General features: G+C 70.4%; 18 protein-coding genes and 2 pseudogenes. 8 read left to right on the top strand and 12 right to left on the bottom strand.

Annotation, left to right across the window (positions count from 1 at the left end; all coding sequences use genetic code 11):
• Positions 1–11: 11 nt before the first annotated feature.
• Entirely contained in the window at positions 12–839 is an 828-nt protein-coding gene (locus AMYNI_RS0120910; RefSeq protein ID WP_040405852.1) for a TrmH family RNA methyltransferase, read from the bottom strand.
• Positions 840–1038: 199 nt separating this feature from the next.
• Here AMYNI_RS0120910 and AMYNI_RS0120905 point away from each other — a divergent pair, with 199 nt between their 5' ends.
• The 3 genes from AMYNI_RS0120905 to AMYNI_RS0120895 all read left to right on the top strand — a co-directional run bounded on the left by AMYNI_RS0120905 (position 1039) and on the right by AMYNI_RS0120895 (position 4044).
• Positions 1039–2538 carry a glutamate-cysteine ligase family protein gene (locus tag AMYNI_RS0120905; RefSeq protein ID WP_020670000.1) on the top strand — a complete coding sequence of 500 codons (1500 nt, stop codon included), beginning with the start codon at positions 1039–1041 and terminating at the stop codon, positions 2536–2538.
• 127 nt (positions 2539–2665) lie between these two features.
• Complete coding sequence (locus AMYNI_RS0120900) at positions 2666–3289, top strand: TetR/AcrR family transcriptional regulator (protein ID WP_020669999.1); 624 nt, start codon at positions 2666–2668, stop codon at positions 3287–3289.
• A gap of 71 nt (positions 3290–3360) precedes the next feature.
• On the top strand, positions 3361–4044 hold the full coding sequence (locus tag AMYNI_RS0120895) for a biliverdin-producing heme oxygenase (RefSeq protein ID WP_020669998.1): 684 nt from the start codon (positions 3361–3363) through the stop codon (positions 4042–4044).
• Positions 4045–4050: 6 nt separating this feature from the next.
• Here AMYNI_RS0120895 and AMYNI_RS50190 read toward each other — a convergent pair.
• A pseudogene (locus AMYNI_RS50190) lies at positions 4051–4311 on the bottom strand (SbtR family transcriptional regulator); the annotation flags it as partial.
• On the opposite strand from AMYNI_RS50190, the pseudogene AMYNI_RS50185 reads away from it, so the two are divergent.
• A pseudogene (locus AMYNI_RS50185) lies at positions 4311–4685 on the top strand (hypothetical protein); the annotation flags it as partial. The pseudogenes AMYNI_RS50190 and AMYNI_RS50185 sit on opposite strands and share 1 nt — an antisense overlap.
• On the opposite strand, the gene AMYNI_RS47335 reads toward AMYNI_RS50185, so the two are convergent.
• From AMYNI_RS47335 to AMYNI_RS0120860, 5 genes are read right to left on the bottom strand one after another with little or no spacing between them, the layout of a single operon-like run.
• Positions 4610–6505, bottom strand: coding sequence for an HtaA domain-containing protein (locus tag AMYNI_RS47335; protein WP_020669995.1), 1896 nt, complete (start codon positions 6503–6505; stop codon positions 4610–4612). The pseudogene AMYNI_RS50185 and the gene AMYNI_RS47335 overlap by 76 nt on opposite strands.
• A 1-nt stretch (position 6506) precedes the next feature.
• Positions 6507–7616 carry a hypothetical protein gene (locus AMYNI_RS0120875; protein ID WP_245573964.1) on the bottom strand — a complete coding sequence of 370 codons (1110 nt, stop codon included), beginning with the start codon at positions 7614–7616 and terminating at the stop codon, positions 6507–6509.
• Positions 7617–7629: 13 nt separating this feature from the next.
• Entirely contained in the window at positions 7630–8463 is an 834-nt protein-coding gene (locus AMYNI_RS0120870) for a heme ABC transporter ATP-binding protein (RefSeq protein ID WP_020669993.1), read from the bottom strand.
• The gene (locus AMYNI_RS0120865) at positions 8460–9572 is read right to left on the bottom strand and encodes a FecCD family ABC transporter permease (RefSeq protein ID WP_020669992.1); all 1113 of its coding nucleotides are present in this window, start codon (positions 9570–9572) and stop codon (positions 8460–8462) included. Before AMYNI_RS0120865 ends, AMYNI_RS0120870 begins: the two co-directional genes overlap by 4 nt.
• Positions 9565–10668 carry a heme/hemin ABC transporter substrate-binding protein gene (locus AMYNI_RS0120860; RefSeq protein WP_020669991.1) on the bottom strand — a complete coding sequence of 368 codons (1104 nt, stop codon included), beginning with the start codon at positions 10666–10668 and terminating at the stop codon, positions 9565–9567. The genes AMYNI_RS0120865 and AMYNI_RS0120860 overlap by 8 nt, the downstream gene beginning before the upstream one ends.
• A gap of 128 nt (positions 10669–10796) precedes the next feature.
• Here AMYNI_RS0120860 and AMYNI_RS0120855 point away from each other — a divergent pair, with 128 nt between their 5' ends.
• Together AMYNI_RS0120855 and AMYNI_RS0120850 are read left to right on the top strand one after the other, a co-directional pair.
• Positions 10797–11327 carry a hypothetical protein gene (locus AMYNI_RS0120855; protein ID WP_051116346.1) on the top strand — a complete coding sequence of 177 codons (531 nt, stop codon included), beginning with the start codon at positions 10797–10799 and terminating at the stop codon, positions 11325–11327.
• A 254-nt stretch (positions 11328–11581) separates the two neighbouring features.
• Positions 11582–12205, top strand: a complete 624-nt coding sequence (locus AMYNI_RS0120850) for a superoxide dismutase (RefSeq protein ID WP_020669989.1) — start codon at positions 11582–11584, stop codon at positions 12203–12205.
• A 231-nt stretch (positions 12206–12436) separates the two neighbouring features.
• Here the strand turns inward: AMYNI_RS0120850 and AMYNI_RS0120845 are convergent, their stop codons facing one another.
• From AMYNI_RS0120845 to AMYNI_RS0120835, 3 genes are all read right to left on the bottom strand, one after another.
• Entirely contained in the window at positions 12437–13687 is a 1251-nt protein-coding gene (locus tag AMYNI_RS0120845) for an MFS transporter (protein ID WP_026360713.1), read from the bottom strand.
• A 128-nt stretch (positions 13688–13815) separates the two neighbouring features.
• Positions 13816–14247 carry a MarR family winged helix-turn-helix transcriptional regulator gene (locus AMYNI_RS0120840; RefSeq protein WP_020669987.1) on the bottom strand — a complete coding sequence of 144 codons (432 nt, stop codon included), beginning with the start codon at positions 14245–14247 and terminating at the stop codon, positions 13816–13818.
• Positions 14248–14343: 96 nt separating this feature from the next.
• Positions 14344–15807: an NCS2 family permease gene (locus tag AMYNI_RS0120835; RefSeq protein ID WP_020669986.1), complete on the bottom strand. Its 1464-nt coding sequence runs from the start codon at positions 15805–15807 to the stop codon at positions 14344–14346.
• A gap of 52 nt (positions 15808–15859) precedes the next feature.
• Between AMYNI_RS0120835 and AMYNI_RS0120830 the strand changes: the two genes are divergently transcribed.
• Positions 15860–16147 (top strand): DUF2530 domain-containing protein, encoded by a 288-nt coding sequence (locus tag AMYNI_RS0120830; protein ID WP_020669985.1) that lies wholly within the window; start codon positions 15860–15862, stop codon positions 16145–16147.
• Between the two features lie 158 nt (positions 16148–16305).
• Here the strand turns inward: AMYNI_RS0120830 and AMYNI_RS0120825 are convergent, their stop codons facing one another.
• On the bottom strand, positions 16306–19164 hold the full coding sequence (locus AMYNI_RS0120825; RefSeq protein ID WP_245573963.1) for a sacsin N-terminal ATP-binding-like domain-containing protein: 2859 nt from the start codon (positions 19162–19164) through the stop codon (positions 16306–16308).
• The gene (locus AMYNI_RS44980; protein ID WP_020669983.1) at positions 19130–19927 is read right to left on the bottom strand and encodes a DUF3027 domain-containing protein; all 798 of its coding nucleotides are present in this window, start codon (positions 19925–19927) and stop codon (positions 19130–19132) included. The genes AMYNI_RS0120825 and AMYNI_RS44980 overlap by 35 nt, the downstream gene beginning before the upstream one ends.
• 52 nt (positions 19928–19979) lie before the next feature.
• Between AMYNI_RS44980 and AMYNI_RS0120815 the strand changes: the two genes are divergently transcribed.
• The gene (locus AMYNI_RS0120815; RefSeq protein WP_026360712.1) at positions 19980–20771 is read left to right on the top strand and encodes a glutaminyl-peptide cyclotransferase; all 792 of its coding nucleotides are present in this window, start codon (positions 19980–19982) and stop codon (positions 20769–20771) included.
• Positions 20772–20784: the final 13 nt, after the last annotated feature.

Here is a 20784-nt window from a genome sequence, read left to right as displayed (position 1 = left end):
TCCCGGCCAATTTACCCATGCCGGGTGAGTTCGTAGAACGCCACGGCGGCGGCGGTGGCCACATTCAGCGAATCGACCCCCGGCGACATCGGGATGCGCACCGCCAGTTCCGCGGCCGCCAGCGCCTCCTCGCTCAGCCCCGGGCCCTCGGAGCCGAGCAGCAGGGCGACCTTGCCACCCGCCGCACCGAGCTCGCTCAGCGCGACCGAGTCCGGCCGCGGGGTCAGCGCTGCCACCCGGAAACCCTGTGCCCGCAACAGATCCAGCCCGGACGGCCACGGCTCCAGCGCGGCGAAGGGCACCCGCAGCACGTGCCCCATGGACACCCGCACGCTGCGCCGGTAGAGCGGGTCCGCGCAGCCGGGCCCGAGCAGCACGCCGCCGATGCCGAGCGCCGCCGCGTTGCGGAACAGCGCGCCGAGGTTCTCGTGGTCGCCGACGCCCTCCAGCACGGCGAGCGTCCGGGACCCGACCACGATCTCCGGCACCGGCACCGGCGCGGCCCGGTCCGCCACCGCGAGCACTCCGCGGTTCAGGTGAAAACCCACCACTTCGGCCATCGTGTCCGCCGAAGTCACGTATGCCGGGACCGTCAGGCCGTCCAGTTCATCCGCCAGCTCGCGGATCCGACGCTCTACTCCTAGTAACGCCCGAACCGGATAAGGCGACTCGAGCAGCCGCCGGACGACCACGGTGCCCTCCGCGATGACAAGGCCGCGCCCGCCCGGCCGATCCGGCCGCCGATCCGCCGTTGAAAGCTCCCGGAAATCGTCTAACCGCGGGTCAAGCGCGTTTTCGGTGAAGATCAATTCCGCCACGGGGGTAAGTCTTTCATCCATCGCCGCCCGGCCTCGCTGCTCCGAATGTCGCGGGTGACGTTGCTGCGAACGGCCCCCTGCTCCGCACAGTTAGTTCGATGTAACGGACAGCACCAGTTTGGCCGCTAGCCCCGCGCGCAGCGCTGTGTCACGGTTGTCCGCCGGGCCGTACACCGCCAAGGCGTTGGGGAGCCATGGCCGAGCAGAACAGGGATGCGCCATGGGCAAAGACGTATCGTCGGACCCCTTCGACCCGCGCGATCGCGGGCGTTACCGAAGAAAGGTCCAGCGCTGCCTCGACACCCTCGCCAAAATGCTCTCCGATGGCAGTTTTTCCTTCCCCCGCAAGCACATTGGCCTCGAAGTCGAACTGAACCTGGTGGACAGGGCGATGCGACCGTCGATGACGAACACGATGGTGCTGGAGGCGATGGACGATCCGTCCTTCACCACCGAGCTCAGCCAGCACAACCTGGAGCTGAACGTGCCGCCGCGGCCACTGGCCGGAGGATCCGTGCTGGAGCTGGAGGAGGATCTGCGCGGCTATCTCGGCGGCGCGGCCACCGCGGCCGGGGAAGCCGGCGCCTCGCTCGCCATGATCGGCATCCTGCCGACCCTGACGCACGATCACTTCGACCAGAAGTGGCTGACCAACAACGCGCGCTACTCGCTGCTCAACGACCAGATCTTCGCCGCCCGCGGGGAGAACACCCTGCTCGCCATGGAAGGCGCGGCACTGTGCGGGCAGAAACCCGAGCGGCTGCGCAGTTACGCCGAGTCGATCCTGCCCGAAGCCGCCTGCACCTCGGTACAACTGCACCTGCAGGTGGCGCCGGAGGAGTTCGCCGCGCACTGGAACGCGGCGCAGTGCCTGGCCGGGGTACAGGTGGCGATCGCCGCGAACTCCCCGTTCCTGCTCGGCAAGGCGCTCTGGCACGAGACCCGGATCCCACTGTTCCTCCAGGCCACCGACACGCGACCGGAGGAGTTGAAGAACCAGGGCGTGCGGCCGCGGGTGTGGTTCGGCGAACGCTGGATCACGTCGATCTTCGACCTGTTCGAGGAGAACGTCCGCTACTTCCCCGGTCTGCTGCCGGAGACCGACGCCGAAGATCCGGTGGAGGCGCTGGAGTCGGGCAAGGCCCCGAAGCTGACCGAGCTGCGGCTGCACAACGGCACGGTCTGGCGCTGGAACCGGCCGGTCTACGACGTGGTCGACGGCAAGCCGCACCTGCGGGTGGAGAACCGGGTGCTGCCGGCCGGGCCGACCGTGCTGGACGTGATGGCCAACGCGGCCTTCTTCTACGGCGCGCAGCGCGCGCTGGCCGAGTCGGACCGGCCGGTCTGGTCGCAGATGTCGTTCAAGGCCGCCGAAGACAACCTCTACGCGGGCGCCCGCAACGGTTTCAACGCCCAGTTGTACTGGCCTGGCATCGGCTGGGTGCCGCCGGACGAGCTGGTGCTGCGGGTGCTGCTGCCACTGGCACACGAAGGGCTGCGGCAGTCCGACGTGTCGGACGCGGCTCGCGAGCGGTACCTCGGCGTGATCGAGCAGCGCTGCCTGACCAAGCGGAGCGGGGCGTGGTGGCAGCGGGAAACCGTGCTGCTGGCGCAGCAGCGGGGGGCGGACCGCGAGACCGCGCTGGCCGGGATGATGGCCGAGTACCTGGAACTGGCGGGTACCGGGGAGCCGGTGCACACCTGGCCGGTGCCCGGCTGAACCACCCGATCGTGTTCGAACGAATGTTCGATAGCACGGTAACGTGGAGGCATGTCCATTACCACTCCGGCCGCTGGCCGATCCCGTACCGCACTGGCACCATCGAGGCACCAGGGAGGGTGCCGTTATGCCGAAGATCATCGGCGGTTCGCTGACCGAGCATCGCGAGCAGGTCCGGCTGCGGGTGTTCGAGGTCCTGCGCGGGCAGCTCTACGAGCGCGGTTTCGACGCCATCACGCTGGCCGGCGTCGCGGCCGAGGCCGAGCTGGGCCGGACGGCGATGTACAACCACTTCCCGGACAAGGAAAGCCTGCTCGTCGCCTTCGTCGAGCATGAGGCGAGTACTTACGTGCAGCGACTGGAACAGGCCGTGGCGGCGGTCGGCGACCCGGTCGACAAGCTGGCCATGTTCGTCCGGCTGCAGCTGGAGGCGCTGGCCGAGTACCACCTGCCGCCCGGCAGCACGCTGGCGTCGGCACTGGCACCGGCCGCATACCGGCGGGTGGCGGCGCACGGGGACCCGATCACCGGGCGACTGCGCGAGATCCTGGCCGAAGGCAGCCGAACCGGCCGCCTGCCCGACGAGGATCCCGACGTGCTCATCCCGATGATCATGTCCACAATGGCCAGCCGCCAGGTGGTCGACGTACCTCCGGAGCAGCTGGAACAGGCCATCGCCACCGCGGTGCGGTTCGTCCTCCGCGGGGTGGGCGCCGCGGATCCACCCCAAAGAAAGTCTGAATTAGGGTAGCCTAACTGCAGGATGTGTCTTACGCTCTTTCTGACAGGTTGTCATATCGACGGCTAGCCAGGAGGCGTCCAGTGTCGGTTCCAGCGACCACGGAAACCCGAGTCGACCAGACCCCGTTCTCCAAGCGGCTGCGCGCGTCCACCCTGAGGGTGCACGACCGGGCGAACCACTCGCTCTACATGGAGGCCCTGCTCGGCGGCGCACTTACCCTGCCCGGCTACACCAAGCTGGCGATCCAGTACTACTTCGTCTACCAGGCGATCGAGAAGGCCAGTGACGCCATGGCCGGCGATCCGGTCGGCGGGCCGTTCGTCTTCGACGAGCTGCGCCGGATGCCGGCACTGGCGCGTGACCTGGCGTACCTGGTCGGCCCGGACTGGGCGGCGGAGATCCAGCCGCTCGAAGCCACCAAGGCGTATGTGCGGCGGATCGAGACGGTGGCCCACGACTGGCCGGGCGGCTACGTCGCGCACCACTACACGCGTTACCTCGGCGACATCGCGGGCGGCCAGGTCATCCGGAAGCTGCTCGAGAGGAACTACGACGTGGCCGAAGCGGGCTCGCTGTTCTACCACTTCGACGAGATCGGCAGCGCACCCGCCTTCCGCGACCACTACCGGGCCAAGCTGGACACCGCACCCTGGGACGAAGCCGAACGGGCCCGCGTCGTCGAGGAGGCACTGGTCGCCTTCGAGTGCAACGTCGCGGTGTTCGACGAGCTCGCCGAGACCATGGACCAGTACCGAGCCGCCTGAGCACGGCCGGCGCAGCCCGTCCAGTACGAGGGTGATGACGTCGTCAGCTTCGGCCCGCCAGTTGGGGCGGTCATGGGCTGCGCCGATGCCGTGCAGGGCCATCATCACGGCACCGGCATCCACGTCGTCGCGGACGGCGCCGTCCTGCACGGCGGCGGCCACCAGGTCGGCGACGGTCCGCTCCAGCGCTCGGCCGCCCTCAGCGAGGGCACCCGAACCGGTGGCCATGAGCGTGGCCAATGTCCGGGCGAGGCCCTGGTGGGCGGCTGCTAGCCGGCCGCGAACTACTGCCGCTCCTCCAGGCACGCGGTATTGACCTGCAACGACACCGCGGCAGTGTGCTGCCATTCCGGGCACCCACCTGCCTGACCGCACCCATGCTCGCCTGGCTGACCGCTCATATCGCGCTCGCACGCGTAAGTCTCGCGGCGCAGTCCGACCTCGAGGCTCAGGAGCCGCGTGAAGTCTGTCGTGACACCTTGGCGGAAGCACGACGGCTGGGCGTCGCGGTTCCGCGACTGGAAGCCGCGGAACCGCGCTTCGGCGGCGACCAAGTCGCGCGGACCTACCGGGCGCTCGCTCGCCGCCTGGCCACCAGGACCAGGGCCACTCCGGCGGACAACAGGCCGAGACCGGTGTAGAGCGGCGCCAGTGTCGCCCCGGTCGCGGCCAGGCCGGACGGCCGGAAGTTCACCGCGGGCACCAGGTTCTCGCCGGCGCCGGCCTGGCCTCCGGTAGCGGGAGCGCCACCGACCGCGGGCAGGTCCGAGCAGTCGGCCCCGATGAGCACGGTGACGTCGTCGAGGGCGTCACCTGCCTGGTAAAAGCCACCGAAGGCGTCCGCGCTGGTCAGCTTGGCCTTGACCCCGCTGACCGAAAGCACACCCGCCGCGTTCTCCACCCGGGCCGGGCCCAGATCGAGATCCGCCAAGGCGACCCCCGGCCGGTTCACAGGTTCCTTCCCCGAGCCCTCCCGTGCGTCCAGCTCGACGTCGGCGTAGAGCTTGCCGGTGCCGCCCTGCACCACCACCTTCGGATTGGCCAGCCGGATCGTGAAGAAGTGGGAGGGATAGTCGAAAGTCACCGTGCCGCGATACTGCACGGTGAAATCGGCCGGCGCGCCGTAGGTCACCGAGCCGAGCCCGAACCGGTAGGCGCCGGTCGGCACGCCCTTCGAGTTGGGGACGCCGTCGACCAGCACCTCGTCCGCATTGGTGATCTCCGCACCGTCGCTCGCCCTGATGCTGTTCCCATCGGCGGTGCCGATGCCGATGCCGACGTACCGCCGGAAACTCTTCTTCAGCCCCCACAACAGATTTCCCTTGGTGGCGTTGGCGGGCGTGAGCACGCAGGGCTCCGGGCCGGGTGGCGGCTCTGTCGGCTCCTCCGGCGGAGTCACCGTGATGCCCTTGAACGCGAGCGGAGTCACGGTGTCCCAGGTGGTTTCGGTGCTCTTCCAGCCGAAGGTGTAGATCCGGAACGGGGTCTTCGCCGCGTCGTGCTCGTTGCCGTCGGTACCGGTGTACTTGGCCTTCAGCTTGGTCTTGAACTCCCAGCTGCCGTCGTCACCGAGCGGGATCTGGACGCCGACCGCACCCTTCTTGATCAGCCTGGCGAGCTGGTAGCCGTTCTCCTTGCCCGGGTCCTTCAACGTTTCCAACTCGGGACCGCCGCGCAGACCGTAGCCGGCACCGCCGTTGCCGGCCGGGTCGAAGCCGGTGCCCTTGATGGTGATCTCGGTGCCGCCATCGGGATCGAGCTCGGTGGACGGCGTGACCGTCACTTTCGGCACCAGCACCGCGGGAGGCGCCCAGAACACCAGCTTCCCGGCATCCAGCTCGTCCCCCTTCTGGTAGGTGCCGCCGAAGATCTTCGCGCCCGCCTCGGTCAAGCTCGCCGTCTTGACCGACGCGGTCAGCAACTCGCCGGTTCGCGTGGGCGCGCCGTCGAACACCAGATCCGCGAACACCAGCTCGGTGGGCGGCAGTACGTCCTTTGGCGCCTCCTTGGTGCCGAACAGGGAGGAGTTGACGGTCGCGGTGAGCGTTCCGGTGCCGTCACCGTTGAACGTCACCTTCGGGTGGGCGATACCGACGTCCCAGATTGTGTGCGAGGGCACCGAGTAGTTCACCTTGCCACCGAAGGCGACCGTGCCCTTGCCGGTGACCGGGTCATAAGCCGACCCGACAACCGGCCACCGGTACGGCTTCGGCTCGGTGAGCACCGGGTCGGGATCGAAGACCGCGCCCTCGTCGAGCAGGACGCTGCCGCGGAAACCGGCCACGTAACCGCGCCAGGACTTCTTCACCCCCCAGTACAGACCGGCGTCGGCCTTGGCCGCGACATCCGCCCCGGCCTCGGCGGCCGACGCGCTCGGCACGAATCCGATGCCGGTGGCGAGCACCGCCCCGAGTGCCACCGCGGCGAGTCTTCGCCAGGTGTTCCCGAACGATCTGGACACGTTACTTCTCCTCCGCACTCTGAACCGCCACTTCTTCTCGGGCGCCGCGCCTGCGCTGCCGGACCAGCAGGACGGCACCGGCCACCAGCAGCACCACGCCCCCGATCACCACGGGCAGCACCCAGCCCGCGGTGCCACCGCCGGCGGGCGCGGGTTCGGCGACCGGCGCCACCACCGGTGCGGGGGCCACCGTCACGGCCCGCACGGTCAGCTCCACCGAAGTCTCCACTTTGGACTCCGCGCCGGTGAAGGCCAGCCGGTGCGCGCCAGGCGGCGCCTCGGCCGGTAGCGCTGCCGAGTAGCTGAAGGCGCCGCTCGGGTCGGCGGTCACCGGCGGCAGGCCGATCGGATCCGAGTGCAGCACCACGGAAACCTGTTCCCCCGCTGCGAAACCAGACCCGGTGACGGCCAGTGGCGCACCGGCCGTCGCTTCGGTCAGTTCGGTGCGCACCACCGGCGCAGGCACCGGCGGAGGCGACTGCGCGGGAGCGGAAGTGGTGGCCTGCGGTGCGGGCGAAGGCGGCGCCTGCTGCTGCGGCACGGCGAACGTCACCGGGGTGAAGGTCTCGTTGCTGGTGTTGACCACCCCGTGCGCGCCGACTGTGATGATCCCGCAGCGCGTCTTCGTGCAGTCCACCTCCACCGTCTTGCCGGACCGGTCCGCCGCCTTGAACCTGGCCCCGGGAATCACCAGCCGGGTGCTCCAGGAACCGTCCGCCGACACCACCCCGCCGTTGGCCGAAGTTTCGGTATCGCTGCCGGGGAAGGACACGAAACGCTGGAAACCGTGGTTGTCCTTGGCTTCGCTGTCCTGCACGTACCGGTAGGTCTCGCCGGCCGAGCCGCCCTCGCTCGGCCGCCACGCCGAGTCCGACACCCAGCCGAAGAGCACGTAGATGCCGCCGTGGCCCTTGGGCACGGACTGGAACCCGGTGCCGCGCAGCTGCACCTCGGTGGCGTAGTCGGGGTCCGCGCTGCCCGGCGACACGCTCACCGAGGCACCCGCGGCAGCCGCGTCACCGACCGGCACCGGCAACAGCGCGAATCCGGCGATGGCGGCCGCGATCAACGCCACCGCCCGCCGTGGTCTGTCCACTATGGATCGTCTCATCCGAACCTCCTGATCAGTCGCGAACGGGCAGGGCGACGGGTTTACCGGTCCTCGGGTGGGTGATCACCTCGACCGGGTACCGGTAGACCTCGCCGAGCAGGTCTTCGGTGCACACCTGCTCCGGCGGGCCCACCGCGGCCAGCTCGCCGTCGGCCAGTACCGCCATCCGGTCCGCGAAGGCGGCCGCGAGGCCAAGGTCGTGCAGCACCAGCAGCACGCCGTCGCCCTCGGCGGCCCTGGTGCGAGCCAGCTTCAGCACTTCTTCCTGGTGCCGCAGGTCGAGCGAGGCGGTCGGTTCGTCGAGCAGCAGCAGGGGCGCTGCCTGCGCGAGCACCCTGGCCAGCGCCGCGCGCGCCTGCTCGCCACCGGACAGCGACGGGTAGCGGCGGTGCCGGAACGCGCCGAGCTCGGTCGCGGCGAGCGCTGCCTCGACCACGGCGTCGTCTTCGAGCTCGGCCTCGGTGCCCTCCCACGGCGCCCGGCCCATCCGCACCACGGCCAGCACCTCGAACGGGAAAGAGAGCGGATTCTGCTGCGGCAACACGGATCGCCGCTGCGCCAACTCCACTGTGGACCATTCCGGCACCGGCCTGCCGGCGACGCGCACCTGGCCGGCGGACGGCCGGCGATCGCCGGCCAGCGCGGCGAGCAGGGTGGACTTGCCCGCGCCGTTCGGCCCCACCAGCACCAGCACCTCACCGGCGTGCACGGACAGCGAAACCCGGTCCAGCAGCCGTTTCCCGGCCACCTCCACGGTGACCTCCTCGGCTTCGGCGAGCACGGTCCCCCGCTCGGGCACCGGCACCGGCCGTTGCGCGCCGCGGCCGAACAGGCTCAGCAGGTTCATGCCCAGCCCCCTGACCGGCGCCGCGTGCGCAGCAGCAGCCAGAAGAAGAACGGGCCACCGACCAGCGCGGTCAGCATGCCGATCGGCAGATCGGCGTAGGCGAACAGGTTCCTGGCCAGCAGGTCGGCGGCGGCCAGCAGGAGCGCGCCGCCGAGCAGGCTGGCCGGGATCAGCACCCGGTGCCCCGGCCCCATCAGCATCCGGATCAGGTGCGGGACCACCAGCCCGACGAAACCGATGATGCCGGAGTAGGACACCGCGGCCGAGACGGCCAGCGCGACCACCACCACGGTGCTCAGCCGCAACACCTCCACGTTCACCCCGAGATGACGCGCCTGCCGGTCGCCGAGCGCGAGCAGGTCCATCCGCCTGGACAGCACCAGCGCAACGAGCACCCCGGCCAGCGCCAGCGGTGCGACCGTGAACACGTACGGCCAGCGACTGGAGGCCAGCGAGCCCAGCTGCCAGAACACGATCTGCTCCCTGGCCGCCTGGTCGCCGACGAACATCAGGAAGGCGATCGCCGCACCGGCCACCGCGTTCACCGCGACCCCGGTGAGGATGAGCGTCACCACCTCGGACCGGCCGCGGGAGCGCGAGAGCAGGTACACCGAGACCGTGGTCAGCAGCCCGGCGGCAAAGGCGAGCGCCGGGGTGGTGAACGCGCCGAAGAAGGTCCAGCCGAACACAATGGACAGACAGGCGCCGACGGCCGCACCGGAGGAAACCCCGACCACCCCCGGTTCGGCCAGCGGGTTGCCGAACATGCCCTGCATCAACGCCCCGCACACGCCGAGCACGCCACCGACCAGCAGTGCCATCACCACCCGCGGGAACCGCACCTGCCACAGCGCGCCCTCGGCGAACGGGTCCACCGGCGCCGGACCCCAGCCGATGCCGATCCGGTGCAGCACCGAACCGAACACCTGGGACACCGGGATGTCGAACTGGCCGACCCCGGCGGAGACCAGCGAGACGAGCACGATGCCCACGATCAGCACGGTGAACAGCAGCCCGGCCCGCAGCTTGCGGTGCGTTCTCCTCCCTGACGTCCGGCCGGAAGAAACGGGGGCAGGCGCCACCTCGGGCCGGGTGCTCAGCTCAGCCATGCAGCGAGTCCGGCGCGTAGATCGCCCTGGCCAGCGCGTCCAGCACGCCCGGGGTGAGCGGGCCGAAACCGAGTATCTGGTAGTCGCTCATGTCCACGAAGCGCTGCTGCGACGCGGCCGGGGTCTGCGCGATACCGGGAATCGTGAGCGCGCCGGGCACTCCGCCGACCGACTCCAGCCCCTTGCTCATCATCAGGATCAGGTCAGGGCGGGCCTTGGCCAGCGCCTCCGGGTTGAGCGGCCGCATGCCGTCGATCCCGACCTCGACCGCCACGTCCACCACGCCGAGCGCGGCGAACAGCGAGTCCACACCGGACCCCTTGCCGAAGGCGTAGTAGACCCCGGCCTGCCCGCGCACGTAGAGGAACATCGCGCGCGGCCGCTTGGCCTCGTCCGCCGGGACAAGGCGGGCGACCTCGGCCTTCTTCTGCTCGATCTGCCGGTCCAGCCGGTCCGCCAGCGCCGCACCGGCATCGGGCACCCCGAGCGCGTTCGCGACGCTGGTCACCAGCTCGCCGTTGTTGTCCATGCCGCGCTTGGGATCCACCACGACCACCGGCACCCCGGACGAGCGCAGCTGCAGCACCACGTCCCACGGGCCGAGCGTGGTATCGGTGAGCACCACGCTGGGCCGGAGCCGCAGCACGGCTTCGGCGTTGAGCTGGTGCCCGTTCCCGGTGACCAGCGGCAACCGCGCGGCCGCAGGGAAACCGGTGGACTGGTCGCGGCCGACCACCTTGCCGCCGAGGCCGAGGCCGAACACGGTGGCGCCGAGCGTGCCGGACATGTCGAAGGCGAGGATCCGGCTGGTGTCGGTGACCGTCACGCTGGTGCCCTGGTAATCGGCCACGGTCACCGGCAGCCGCTGCGCCGGGTCGCGGGTGATCGGCTCGATGTCCGGCTGCGCCAGCACCGCGGTGGACGGTCCCCGGTACGCCCGCGGATCGGGGACCGGGGTGAGCTCGGTCAGCGGGCGCTGCCCGGGAACGGCGGCGGGCACCTCCGGTTGCGAGCCGGCCCGCGGCGACGCGCAGCCCGCCAGCGCCAGCACCACGGACAGGACCAGCAGGATCGCCGGCAACGGCCTCTCGCGCATCACGCCCAACCCCCAGCAGCAACCATTTAGGTAAGGCTAACCGTAGCGTTTCTCGACGCAATAAGGTTAGCCTTACTTTGCCATCGGCCCGTGACCTGGGCCTCACCGAGAGGAAGTGCTTTCACACCATGTCGACAAAGCGATCCACGATCCGTCGAAGACTGCCGCAAGTCCCGGTGCTCCTCGGCGCGATCACCGCCTCCGCCCTGCTGCTCGGCGGAACCGCCGCCGCCGCACCGGGCAGCGCCACGAACAACGGCCACACCCTCAGCGCCTCCAACGCGACCGGGCTCGCGGTCGCCGGCGAGACGATCACCGTCACCGGAGCCGGCTACTCGCCGGCGAACGGCTACTACCTCGCGCTGTGCCAGGTACCCGACGACTTCAGCTACGGCGAGAAGCCCGGCCCGTGCCTCGGCGGCGACGGGCAGGGCGGCGACGGCACCGGGCCGTCCGCCTGGGTGACCAACTCGCCCGTCGGTGGCAACCCGTCCGTGCCGATCGCGCCGGACGGCAGCTTCACCGCGCGGATCCGCGTGCAGCAGACCGGCCCCGGCCTGGACTGCGCCACCGTCACCTGCGCGATCATCTCCCGACGCGATCACCTGGGGTCCGCGGATCGCGGTTTCGACGTATTCGTGCCGGCAACTTTCGGCTGACCAAAAATTGAATTTCGGCCCGCCGTCGTTCCACTCGGAACGGCGGCGGGTCTTTTTGCGGCGAGCATGATCACACCGCGTTGACCTCTACCAAGGTCGAGGTAGCAGGCTGGGTTTCGGAAACGGCTCCACCGGGTACTGCCGCTGAGTTCCACCAGTGGGGACACGGCGGCCCCAGGTCGCCGGGCACCGGTGAGAGCTACTAAGTTTGGCAATGGCAACACGGACTTGTGTCGAAAGAAGAAGGAGGGCTAATGGCCCTGTACGAACTTCCCGATCTCGACTATGACTACGGCGCACTCGCTCCGCACATCTCCGGCGAGATCAACGAACTGCACCACAGCAAGCACCACGCGACCTACGTCAAGGGCGCGAACGACACCCTGGAGAAGCTGGCCGCCGCGCGCGACGCGGAGGACTTCGGGTCCATCGTCGGCCTGGAGACCACGCTGGCGTTCAACCTGGCGGGGCACGCGAACCACGTGGTGTGGTGGAAGATCCTCTCGCCGAACGGCGGCGACAAGCCGACCGGCGCGCTGGCCGCCGCGATCGACGAGAGCTTCGGCTCCTTCGACAAGTTCAAGGCGCAGTTCACCGCGGTGTCCACCACCATCCAGGGCAACGGCTGGGGCGCGCTGTCCTGGGACCCGATCGGCAAGACGCTGATCACCCAGCAGCTCAAGGATCACCACAACAACCTGATCCTGCCGACCACGCCGATCCTGCTGGTCGACGTCTGGGAGCACGCGTTCTACCTGGACTACAAGAACGTCAAGCCGGACTACGTCAAGGCGCTGTGGAACATCTTCAACTGGGAAGAGATCGGCAAGCGCTTCGACAACGCCGTCGCCGGCGGCAACGGCCTGCTGCTCTCCTGAGCCTCGCGCACTTCGGGACCCTCTCCACGCGGGAGGGTCCCGTTGTTCGGGCGGTACACGTGAACGAGGCCCCGCCACCGGGGGTTGAACCCGGTTGCGGGGCCTCGCCCGTTCCCGAACTGACTGCCGCTCCCACCACGAAGCGGACAACCTGAGGTTAGCCTAACCTCAGCTACCCGAGCAAGGGGTTGGCGGCGGAGACCCACATCTCACCCTTTAGAGCTAAAACGGTCAACGCTGGCGGCTGAGCACGTGCAGGCCGAGCCGTCGCGCGGGCAGCCGCACCCCACCCCGGCGGACCAGCACGAACGCGCAGGCCAGCACGGCCAGCACGGAGATCGCGCCGCCGATGACGAACGGCGAGCGGCCACCGAAGGCGTCCGCCATCCAGCCGGTCATCGGCCCGCCGATCGGGTTGCCGCCGATCAGCACCAGCACGTACAGCCCCATCACCCGCCCGCGCATCTCCGGGCTGACCGCGGTCTGCACCAGCGCGTTCGCGGTGTTCAGGAAGGTCATCGTGGCGTAGCCGAGCGGCACCAGCGCGATCCCGAAGGCCAGGTAGCTGGGCATGAACGCGGCGACGACCTCCAGCAGGCCGAGGCCGAGCGCGGCGAGCAGCAGCACCCGCACCCGCGGCTCGCGCCGGGAGCCACGCCGGGCGGACATCAGCGCCCCGGCGAAGGTGCCCACCGCGAGCAGCGTGGACAGCAGGCCGTACCCGTCGGCGGCGGTGTGGAACACGTTCGCCGCGATGATCGGAAGCGAGGTGAAGAAGCTGATGCCGAAGGTGCTGACGAAGAACACCAGCACCATCACGGTGACCAGGTCCGCTCGATGCCGCACATAGCTCAGGCCCTCGCGCAGCTGTCCCTTCGCGCGAGTCACCGCGGGGCCGCGGAAGAGCTTGTCCGGGTTCATCATCAGCAGCCCGGTGATCACCGCGAGCGTGCTGGCCGCGTTGGCGAGGAAGAGCCAGCCGGTACCGACCAGGGTGATCAGGAAGCCGGCGATGGCCGGCCCGACGATGCGGGCCATGTTGAAGATCGTTGAGTTCAGCGCGACCGCGTTGGTGATCTGGCTTCGGCCCACCATCTCGGCGACGAATGACTGCCGCGTCGGCACTTCCATCGCGTTGAGGCTGCCGAGCGCGATGCAGAGCACGTAGACGTGCCAAAGCTGCACCACACCGGTGACGTTCAGCAGCCCGAGGGTGACGGCCTGCAGGCAGTTGAACGCCTGCAGGGTCATCAGCAGCTTGCGCTTGTCCACCCGGTCCGCGAGCACCCCGGCCCACAGCGAGAGCAGCAGCGTCGGGGTGAACTGCAGGGCCACCGCGATGCCGAGCGCGACCGGGTTGTTGCCGCTGAGCGTGAACACCAGCCAGTCCTGGGCGATGCGCTGCATCCAGGTGCCGACGTTGGAGATGATCTGGCCGGTGAAGTAGAGCCGGTAGTTGCGCACCCGCAGCGACCCGAACATGCCCGGTTTCGGCGCGGTGGTGGCGTTTTCGGTGTCCGGGGCGGTCTCGGTGGCGTCCGGTGGAACCGGATCAGGGGTAGCGGTCGTCTGCTGATCTGACTTGGCCTGGCTACCCGTGCTCACCGTGTCTAGTTCCCCGCCATCCTGTCGATGATCTCCGCGGCTCTGGAGAGCAGTTCGCGCTCCTCGCCGGTCAGTTCGGCCAGTTGCCTGTCCAGCCACGCCTCCCGCGCCGAGATCGCCTCGTGCACGTAGGCCAGCCCGCTCTCCGAGAGCGACACGATGGCCTGCCTGCCGTCGGTCGGATGCGGACTGCGCTCGACGTATCCCAGTTCTTCCAGCGCGGCGATCACCCTGGTCATCGACGGCGGCTGGACGCCTTCCTTGGCGGCCAGCTGCCCCGGCGTGAGCGCCCCGCACTTGTGCAGAGTGGACAGTGCGGAGACCTGCGTCAGCGAGATCGCCGTGCTGGTGCGCTGTGCCCGCAGCCTGCGGTTGAGCCGCACCACGGAGAGCCGCAGGCGGCTCGCCAGTGATCGCTCGTGCGGGCAGTCGGACATATAGTTAGCATACCTTACGATCTGCCACCGGATCGGGTGAACCTCCCCACGTGCAGTTCGTCAGGTCCGCTCCAGCTCAGTGCGGTTCAGTGCGGTTCAGTGCAGCGCCGCCTGGATCGGACCCATCACGAAGTACACGACGAACGCCACCGCGACGATCCACATCAGCGGATGCACCCGGCGGGCCTTGCCGGTGGCCGCCTGGATCAGCACGTAGCTGACGAACCCGGCGCCGATCCCGTTCGCGATCGAGTAGGTGAACGGGGTGACCACGATGGTCAGGAACGCGGGCAGGGCGATCGAGAAGTCACCGAAGTCAATCTCGGTGATCTGCCGGATCATCAGCGCGCCGACCACCACCAGCGCGGGCGCGGCCGCCTCCACCGGCACCACCTCGTACAGCGGGGTGAAGAACATCGCGGCCAGGAAGAGCAGCCCGGTGACCACGTTCGCCAGCCCGGTCCTGGCGCCCTCCGCGATCCCGGAGGCCGACTCCACGAACACCGTGTTGGAGCTGGAGGAGGCAACCCCGCCGCCCACCGCGCCGAGCCCGTCCACGAACAGCGCCTTGCCCACGTTCGGCAGCTGGCCGTCCTTGCCGATCAGCCCGGCCTCCTTGCCAAGCCCGGTCATGGTGCCGATGGTGTCGAAGAAGTCGGTGAGCACCAGGGTGAACACCAGCAGGGCCGCGGTCAGCGCCGGCACCTGTGTCCAGGCGTCGAAGTTGAAGTTCCCGAGCAGCGCCAGGTCGGGCAGGCCGGCCACCTGGTCCGGCAGCGCGGGGTAGCCGAGGTTCCAGCCCTTGGGGTCCACGCCCTTGGACGGGCCGGCCTGCACGATCGCCTCGACCACGATGGACACCACGGTGCCGGCCAGCACCCCGATCAGGATCGCGCCCTTGACCCGCTTGGCCACCAGGATGCCGGTGACCACCAGGCCGAACACGAACACCGCGGTCGGCCAGGACGCGATCGAGCCGTTGATGCCGAGCCCGACCGGCACGGTGGTCTTGGCCGCGTCCGGAATCCGCCGCACGAACCCGGCGTCCACCAGCCCGATCAGGCAGATGAACAGGCCGATGCCGACCGCGATCGCGGCCTTGAGCTGGTTGGGCACCGCGTTGAACACCATCGTGCGCACCCCGGTGACCACCAGCAGCAGCACCACCAGGCCGTTCACCACCACCAGGCCCATCGCGGCCGGCCAGCTCATCTGCGGTGCGATGCTCACCGCGAGCAGCGAGTTGATGCCGAGCCCGGTGGCCAGCGCGAACGGGTAGTTCGCGACAAGGCCGAACAGGATGCTCAGCACCCCGGCCACCAGCGCGGTCACCGCGGCCACCTGCCCGGCCGGCAGGATGCCGCCGAAGAGGTCCTTGTGCGCGCCCGCGTCCTCGGCCGAGAAGCTGCCGATGATCAGCGGGTTGAGCACCACGATGTAGGCCATCGTGACGAAGGTGACCAGCCCGCCGCGCACCTCCCGGCCGGTGGTCGAGCCGCGCTCGCTGATCTTGAAGAACCGGTCGAACCTCGACTTCTCGGCTGTGCTGGGCTCGGCCATCGCTTCGCTACCTCTGCTCTGCTGGAACGCGTCTGCCGGTACCCTTCCCGACGTGGGCGAACCGATCAATGCCGGGGAAGTCAAGGGTCCGTTGCGGCCGGTGCCCGAGCTGCCGCAGCGGCTGATCGACATCTGGCCGGTGGTCATCGTAGGCACCGGGTTGTGGCTCGTCGGCTTCGTGGTGACGCTGGTGAGCTATCTCTCCTCGGACGGCCCGCCCAGCGTCGCGTTCTGGACCACGGTCGCCGGACTGGTGATCAGTTTTCTCGGCATGGGCGTGATGACCTGGCAGAGCACCGCCGCCCGCCGCGGCTCCCGCACCGCCCAACGCGGCATCTGACCCACCCCTCCCGTGTTTGCCGTTCCCGGCGCCGTGTTTGCCGTTCCCGACGGCGAGTTGGCCGTTCGCGAACCGGCAGCGTGGCGACGGAACCGGCCAACTCGATGACGTGGGCGGCCAACACAGTGACGTGAGCGGCAAACACGGAGGTGGCCGGGTTAGGCGAGGAGTTGGGTGGGGTCGTCGAGGAGGGCGGCGATCAGGTGGCGGTCGGGCCAGCGGGCAGCGGCCCAGGCGAAGGCGCGGGCCAGGCCGGCCGGGCTGTCCTCGGCGTGCAGCCGCTCGCCGGACCACCAGGGCACGACGTGCGTGTCGCCGTCGAGTGCCACGGTGAGCCGCTCGTGCACCAGCAGGCCGCCCTCCGGCAACGGCAGGTCCAGCAGCTCGGCCACCTCACCGATCGCGGGCAGCTCCCGCCACGGCAGGTACTCGCCGGGCGAATCGACTTCGGCCTTCGTCCGCTCTCCTGCCAGCGGCAGGTCCAGCAGCTCGGCCAGCCGGTGCGCGCGGCCGTCCCCGTCCGCGGCGGCGACCAGCCGACCGGACGGCCACACGCCGAGCAGCCACGGCTGGTCCAGCACCATCGCGCGGTCGGCGTCCACAACGGACCCATCCAGCGTGCGCACGTTCTCCGGCGAGATCGGCTCACCCGTGAAAGCGTCGGCCAGCGCGGTGTAGGCGCGCAGCACCAGGCCGGGTGAGGGCTTCCGGTCCTGGTCGCCGAGGCGGTCCAGCAGATCGGCCACGTCCTCCGCGTCCGCCAGCACCAGCCGTTGCCGGACCCCGGCCGCGGCCAGCAGCTCCGGGCGCAGGCCCAGCTCGGGCACCGGGTCGAACAGCCCGGCAAGGCCATCCGCATCGGCGGCCCGCCAGTCCAGCGGCGCGCGCCCGGCCAGCAGCGCGTACCTGGCCAGCCACCAGCCGGTGTGCCCGCCGGGCACGGTCAGCGCCCGCCAGGTCTCCGGCTCCGACGCCAGCAGCCGGAGCGCGGCCGGCCAGGCATCGTCGGCGACCAGGTCCAGATCCCGCACGGCGAGCAGCCTGCCCGGCGGTTCCTCGTGCGACGCCCACCAGTCCGCCTCTTCCGGCAGCCCGTGGTCCGGTTCGACCGGCTCGTCGTCGGCGAGCACCTTGAAGCCGCCGAGCACCCCGGCCGCCTTCAACGTCTCTTCCGGCCAGTCCTCGGCGAAGTCCCCTTCGAGCACGTCGAGCGCGGCGTCCGCACCGAACGCCTCGGGATCGAACACCTCCAGCAGCGGCGACCCCGGCAGCACCAGCTCGTCGGCCCGGCGCCAGCCGTCCTCCGCGGGCAGCGCGAGCGCGCCGAGCCAGCCGGTGTCCACCGCGCCGACCTCGGCCACCAGCCGCAGCACCGCGCCGGCCAGCGGCAGAGTGTCCAAACCAGACAGTGCATCCTCGACGCTGCGCTGCACGGCGTCGCGCAGCGCTGGCGCGTCAAGCAGGTCCGCGGCCTCCACGTGCTTGGCGCCCAGCTTTTCCAGCAGGGCATGCGCGGCGTCCGGGTGCACCAGCCGCAGCCCGGCGACGTCCACTTCGGACAGAAGCTCGAGCAGCCCCGGGTCGGCACCGAACAGCAGCGCGCCACGCGGACCCGGCAGCGTGCGGCCATCGGCCAGCGGCACCGGCAGCCCGCCGAGCTCGTCCGCGGCCATCGTGTGCGCCTCGACCAGGGGAAGCAGCGCGTCGTAGAGCGACCGCCACCAGCCGGGCTCCCGGTCGACGCCGGTGAGCAGCTCGACCACCTCGGCCACGGTCAGCTGCTCGGCCCCGGCCACGGCGAGCACCCTGGCCGGCTCGTGGCCGCAGAACGGCACCGCGGCGAGCCCGGTGACCAGCTCGGCCAGCAGCGGGATCAGCGCCGGGGAGTCGGCGGACAGCACCTTCGCGCGGGTGCCGGTCAGGTCGGGTCCCGCCGCCGAGGGCAGCCACGGCGTGTCCGCCAGCCTGGCCAGTACCAGCTCTCGCAGCTCACCGTCCACTTCGGACAGTGGGAATCCGGCGCGCGGCACCAGCGCCATCCGGTGCCGGGCAGGCAGCTCGCGGACGAGGCCGGGGTAGGCGGCCGCCGCCGCGGACAGGGCTGCGCGCACCCCTGCACCGGGCAGCACCCGCCGCCGGGACGGCTCGATCGGCACCGAGGCGATCAGCCTGGCCGGCAGGGAAAGCCGCTCGTCGGTCGGCGTCGGCGCGTGCAGCACGCCGGACTCCAGCGGGACCGGGGCGCCGTCGCCGGTCACCGGGACCGCCCAGACGCAGGTTTCGGTGGCGTGGGTCAGCCAGCGCCGGGTGCCGCCGTCCGGCGCGCCCACCACCAGCACGCCGTCCGACTCGGTCCTCGTCCAGACATCCTCGCCGAGCTCGATCCTGGCCAGCCACGGCAAGGCCAGCAGCAGGTCCTCTGCCTCCGCGGACAGCCGCTCCAGCAGGCCGTCATCCGGCGCGGACAGCGGCAACCGGACCTCGGTGTCGAACCCGGCCGGCAGCGCGGGCTCCCGCTCGTCCACCGGCCACGGCAGCCGCAGCACCGGCACCACGCCGGTACGCCCGGCCGCGGCGCGGGTGCGTTCCTCGGAGAAGGCCACGCCGCCGGTGCGCGAGACCACCCGCGGCGCGGAAGTCACCGCGAGCACCGCGGCGAAACCGACCCCGAACCGGCCGACCGTCTCACCGCTCTTCGCGGACGCACGCAGCGAGGAGAGCGACGCCACCCCGGCCGCGTCCAGCGGCGCGCCGGTGTTCGCGGCCCGCAGCTCACCGTCCACAACGGACAGCCGGAGCACGCCGGGGGTGCCGGCGGCCGCGGCCGCGTCGGCGGCGTTCTGCGCCAGCTCCACCAGCAGCCGGTCGCGGTAGCCGCCGGCGCGCAGGTCGCCCTCGGCGTTGGTGTCCTCGGTGAACCTGGTCGGCGAGTCCCGCCAGGCACGCAGCACCGAGTCGCGCAACGCCTCGGTGCCGAACGGGTCAGGCCCGTGCGGCAGGCTCACTGGCTCGCTCAAGCTCCTCTACCGGTTCCATGTCGAGCAGCGAGTCGTCGTAGACCAGCTCGGCCACCGGGATCGACGAGCTGACCTCGACCTCGATCTCGGAATGCGCGCCGCAGCCGTACTCCACGTTCACCGCGTGCCCGTCAGCGGGCGAGATGTCGTTGGCGCAGACGCCGAACGCGCCGCGCATCGAACCGGCGACCGGCAGGAAGAAACCACAGGTGCCGCAGACGTCCGGCGCGCTGCGGGCCATGTCGGACCGCGGGCCGAACTCGCCGGCACGCCAACGCGAGGCCGCGTCTTCCCTGCCGTAGCGCGAAAGCACGTGCACCCGGCCGAGCCCGACGTCGCGGGCGACCTCTTCCACCGCCGGATCGTCGGAAGCCAGATAGGCCGGCGCCAGCCTCGGGTCGTCGGAGTCGGTCGGGAAGATGTCGCCGACGCCGAGGTCGCCGGGGCGCACCCGGCGTTCCCACGGCACCCACTTCGGCGCCACCCGCGCGTCCGGGCCGGGACGCAGCACCACCTCGCTGACCGTCACGGGTTCGCCGGGACCCGCGGTCGCCACGGTGACCGACCAGTGCCAGCCCCGGTAGCCGGGCACCTCCGCCTCGAACAGATGGGTGGCCGAAACCGCGTCCTCACGCTCGACCCCGGCGTGCGCGCCGACCTGCGCCGGATCGGTCTCCTCCACCGCGGCCGCGCGCGCCGTCTCCACGGCTTCGGCCAGTGATCGCTGGATCGAGCCGTCATCGAGGGTGAGCAGCAGGGTCATGTACCCAATTGTGCAGCACGCACCGCCGCCCGGTCGTGTCAGGCTGGAACGCGTGCGCTGTCTTTTGCTCATTCCCGCCGTTGTCGTCGTGGCGCTCACCGGCTGCGCGGCCGCCCCGGCGCCGTCCAGTGCCGCCCCCCGTACCGAATCGCTGCGGGCCGAGGTGGTCGAAGTGTTACCGCACGACTCCGCAGCGTTCACCCAGGGCCTCGAACTTTCCGGCGGCACCCTGTACGAAGGCACCGGCCTGGAAGGACGATCGTCCGTGCGCGCCGGCCCGCCGGGCGCCCAGCCGGTGACCAAGGTCGAACTGCCATCGCCGCTGTTCGGCGAGGGCATCACCGTGACCGGCCCGTCCCTCTGGCAGCTGACCTGGAAGAACGGCGTCGCCATCCAGCGGGACGCGCGCACGCTCGCCGAGCAGCGCCGGGTCGAATATCGGGGCGAGGGCTGGGGCCTGTGCCACCAGCAGGGCCGCGACCGGCTGGTGATGAGCGACGGCTCGGCCGAGCTGACCTTCCGCGATCCCCGCGAGTTCACCGAGACCGGCCGGGTCCGGGTTCGGACCGCGGACGGGCCGGCCGATCAGCTGAACGAACTGGAGTGCGTCGGCGACGCGGTCTACGCAAACGTTTGGCACTCGGACCGGATCCTGCGGATCGACCCGGACACCGGGCAGGTCACCGCGCAGATCGACGCCTCCGGCCTGCTCACCGATGCGGAACGGCGGGGCGCGGACGTGCTGAACGGCGTCGCGGCCATCCCGGGCACCGACCAGTTTCTGCTCACCGGCAAGCTGTGGCCCAAGATGTTCCGGGTGAAACTGGTCCCGGTCTCGCCGTGAACCGGCGAGATCA

This window comes from Amycolatopsis nigrescens CSC17Ta-90, assembly GCF_000384315.1.
GTDB classification, from domain to species: domain Bacteria; phylum Actinomycetota; class Actinomycetes; order Mycobacteriales; family Pseudonocardiaceae; genus Amycolatopsis; species Amycolatopsis nigrescens.
The sequence above is the reverse complement of the archived record's forward strand: the minus strand, read 5'-3'. Positions and strand labels throughout refer to the sequence as shown.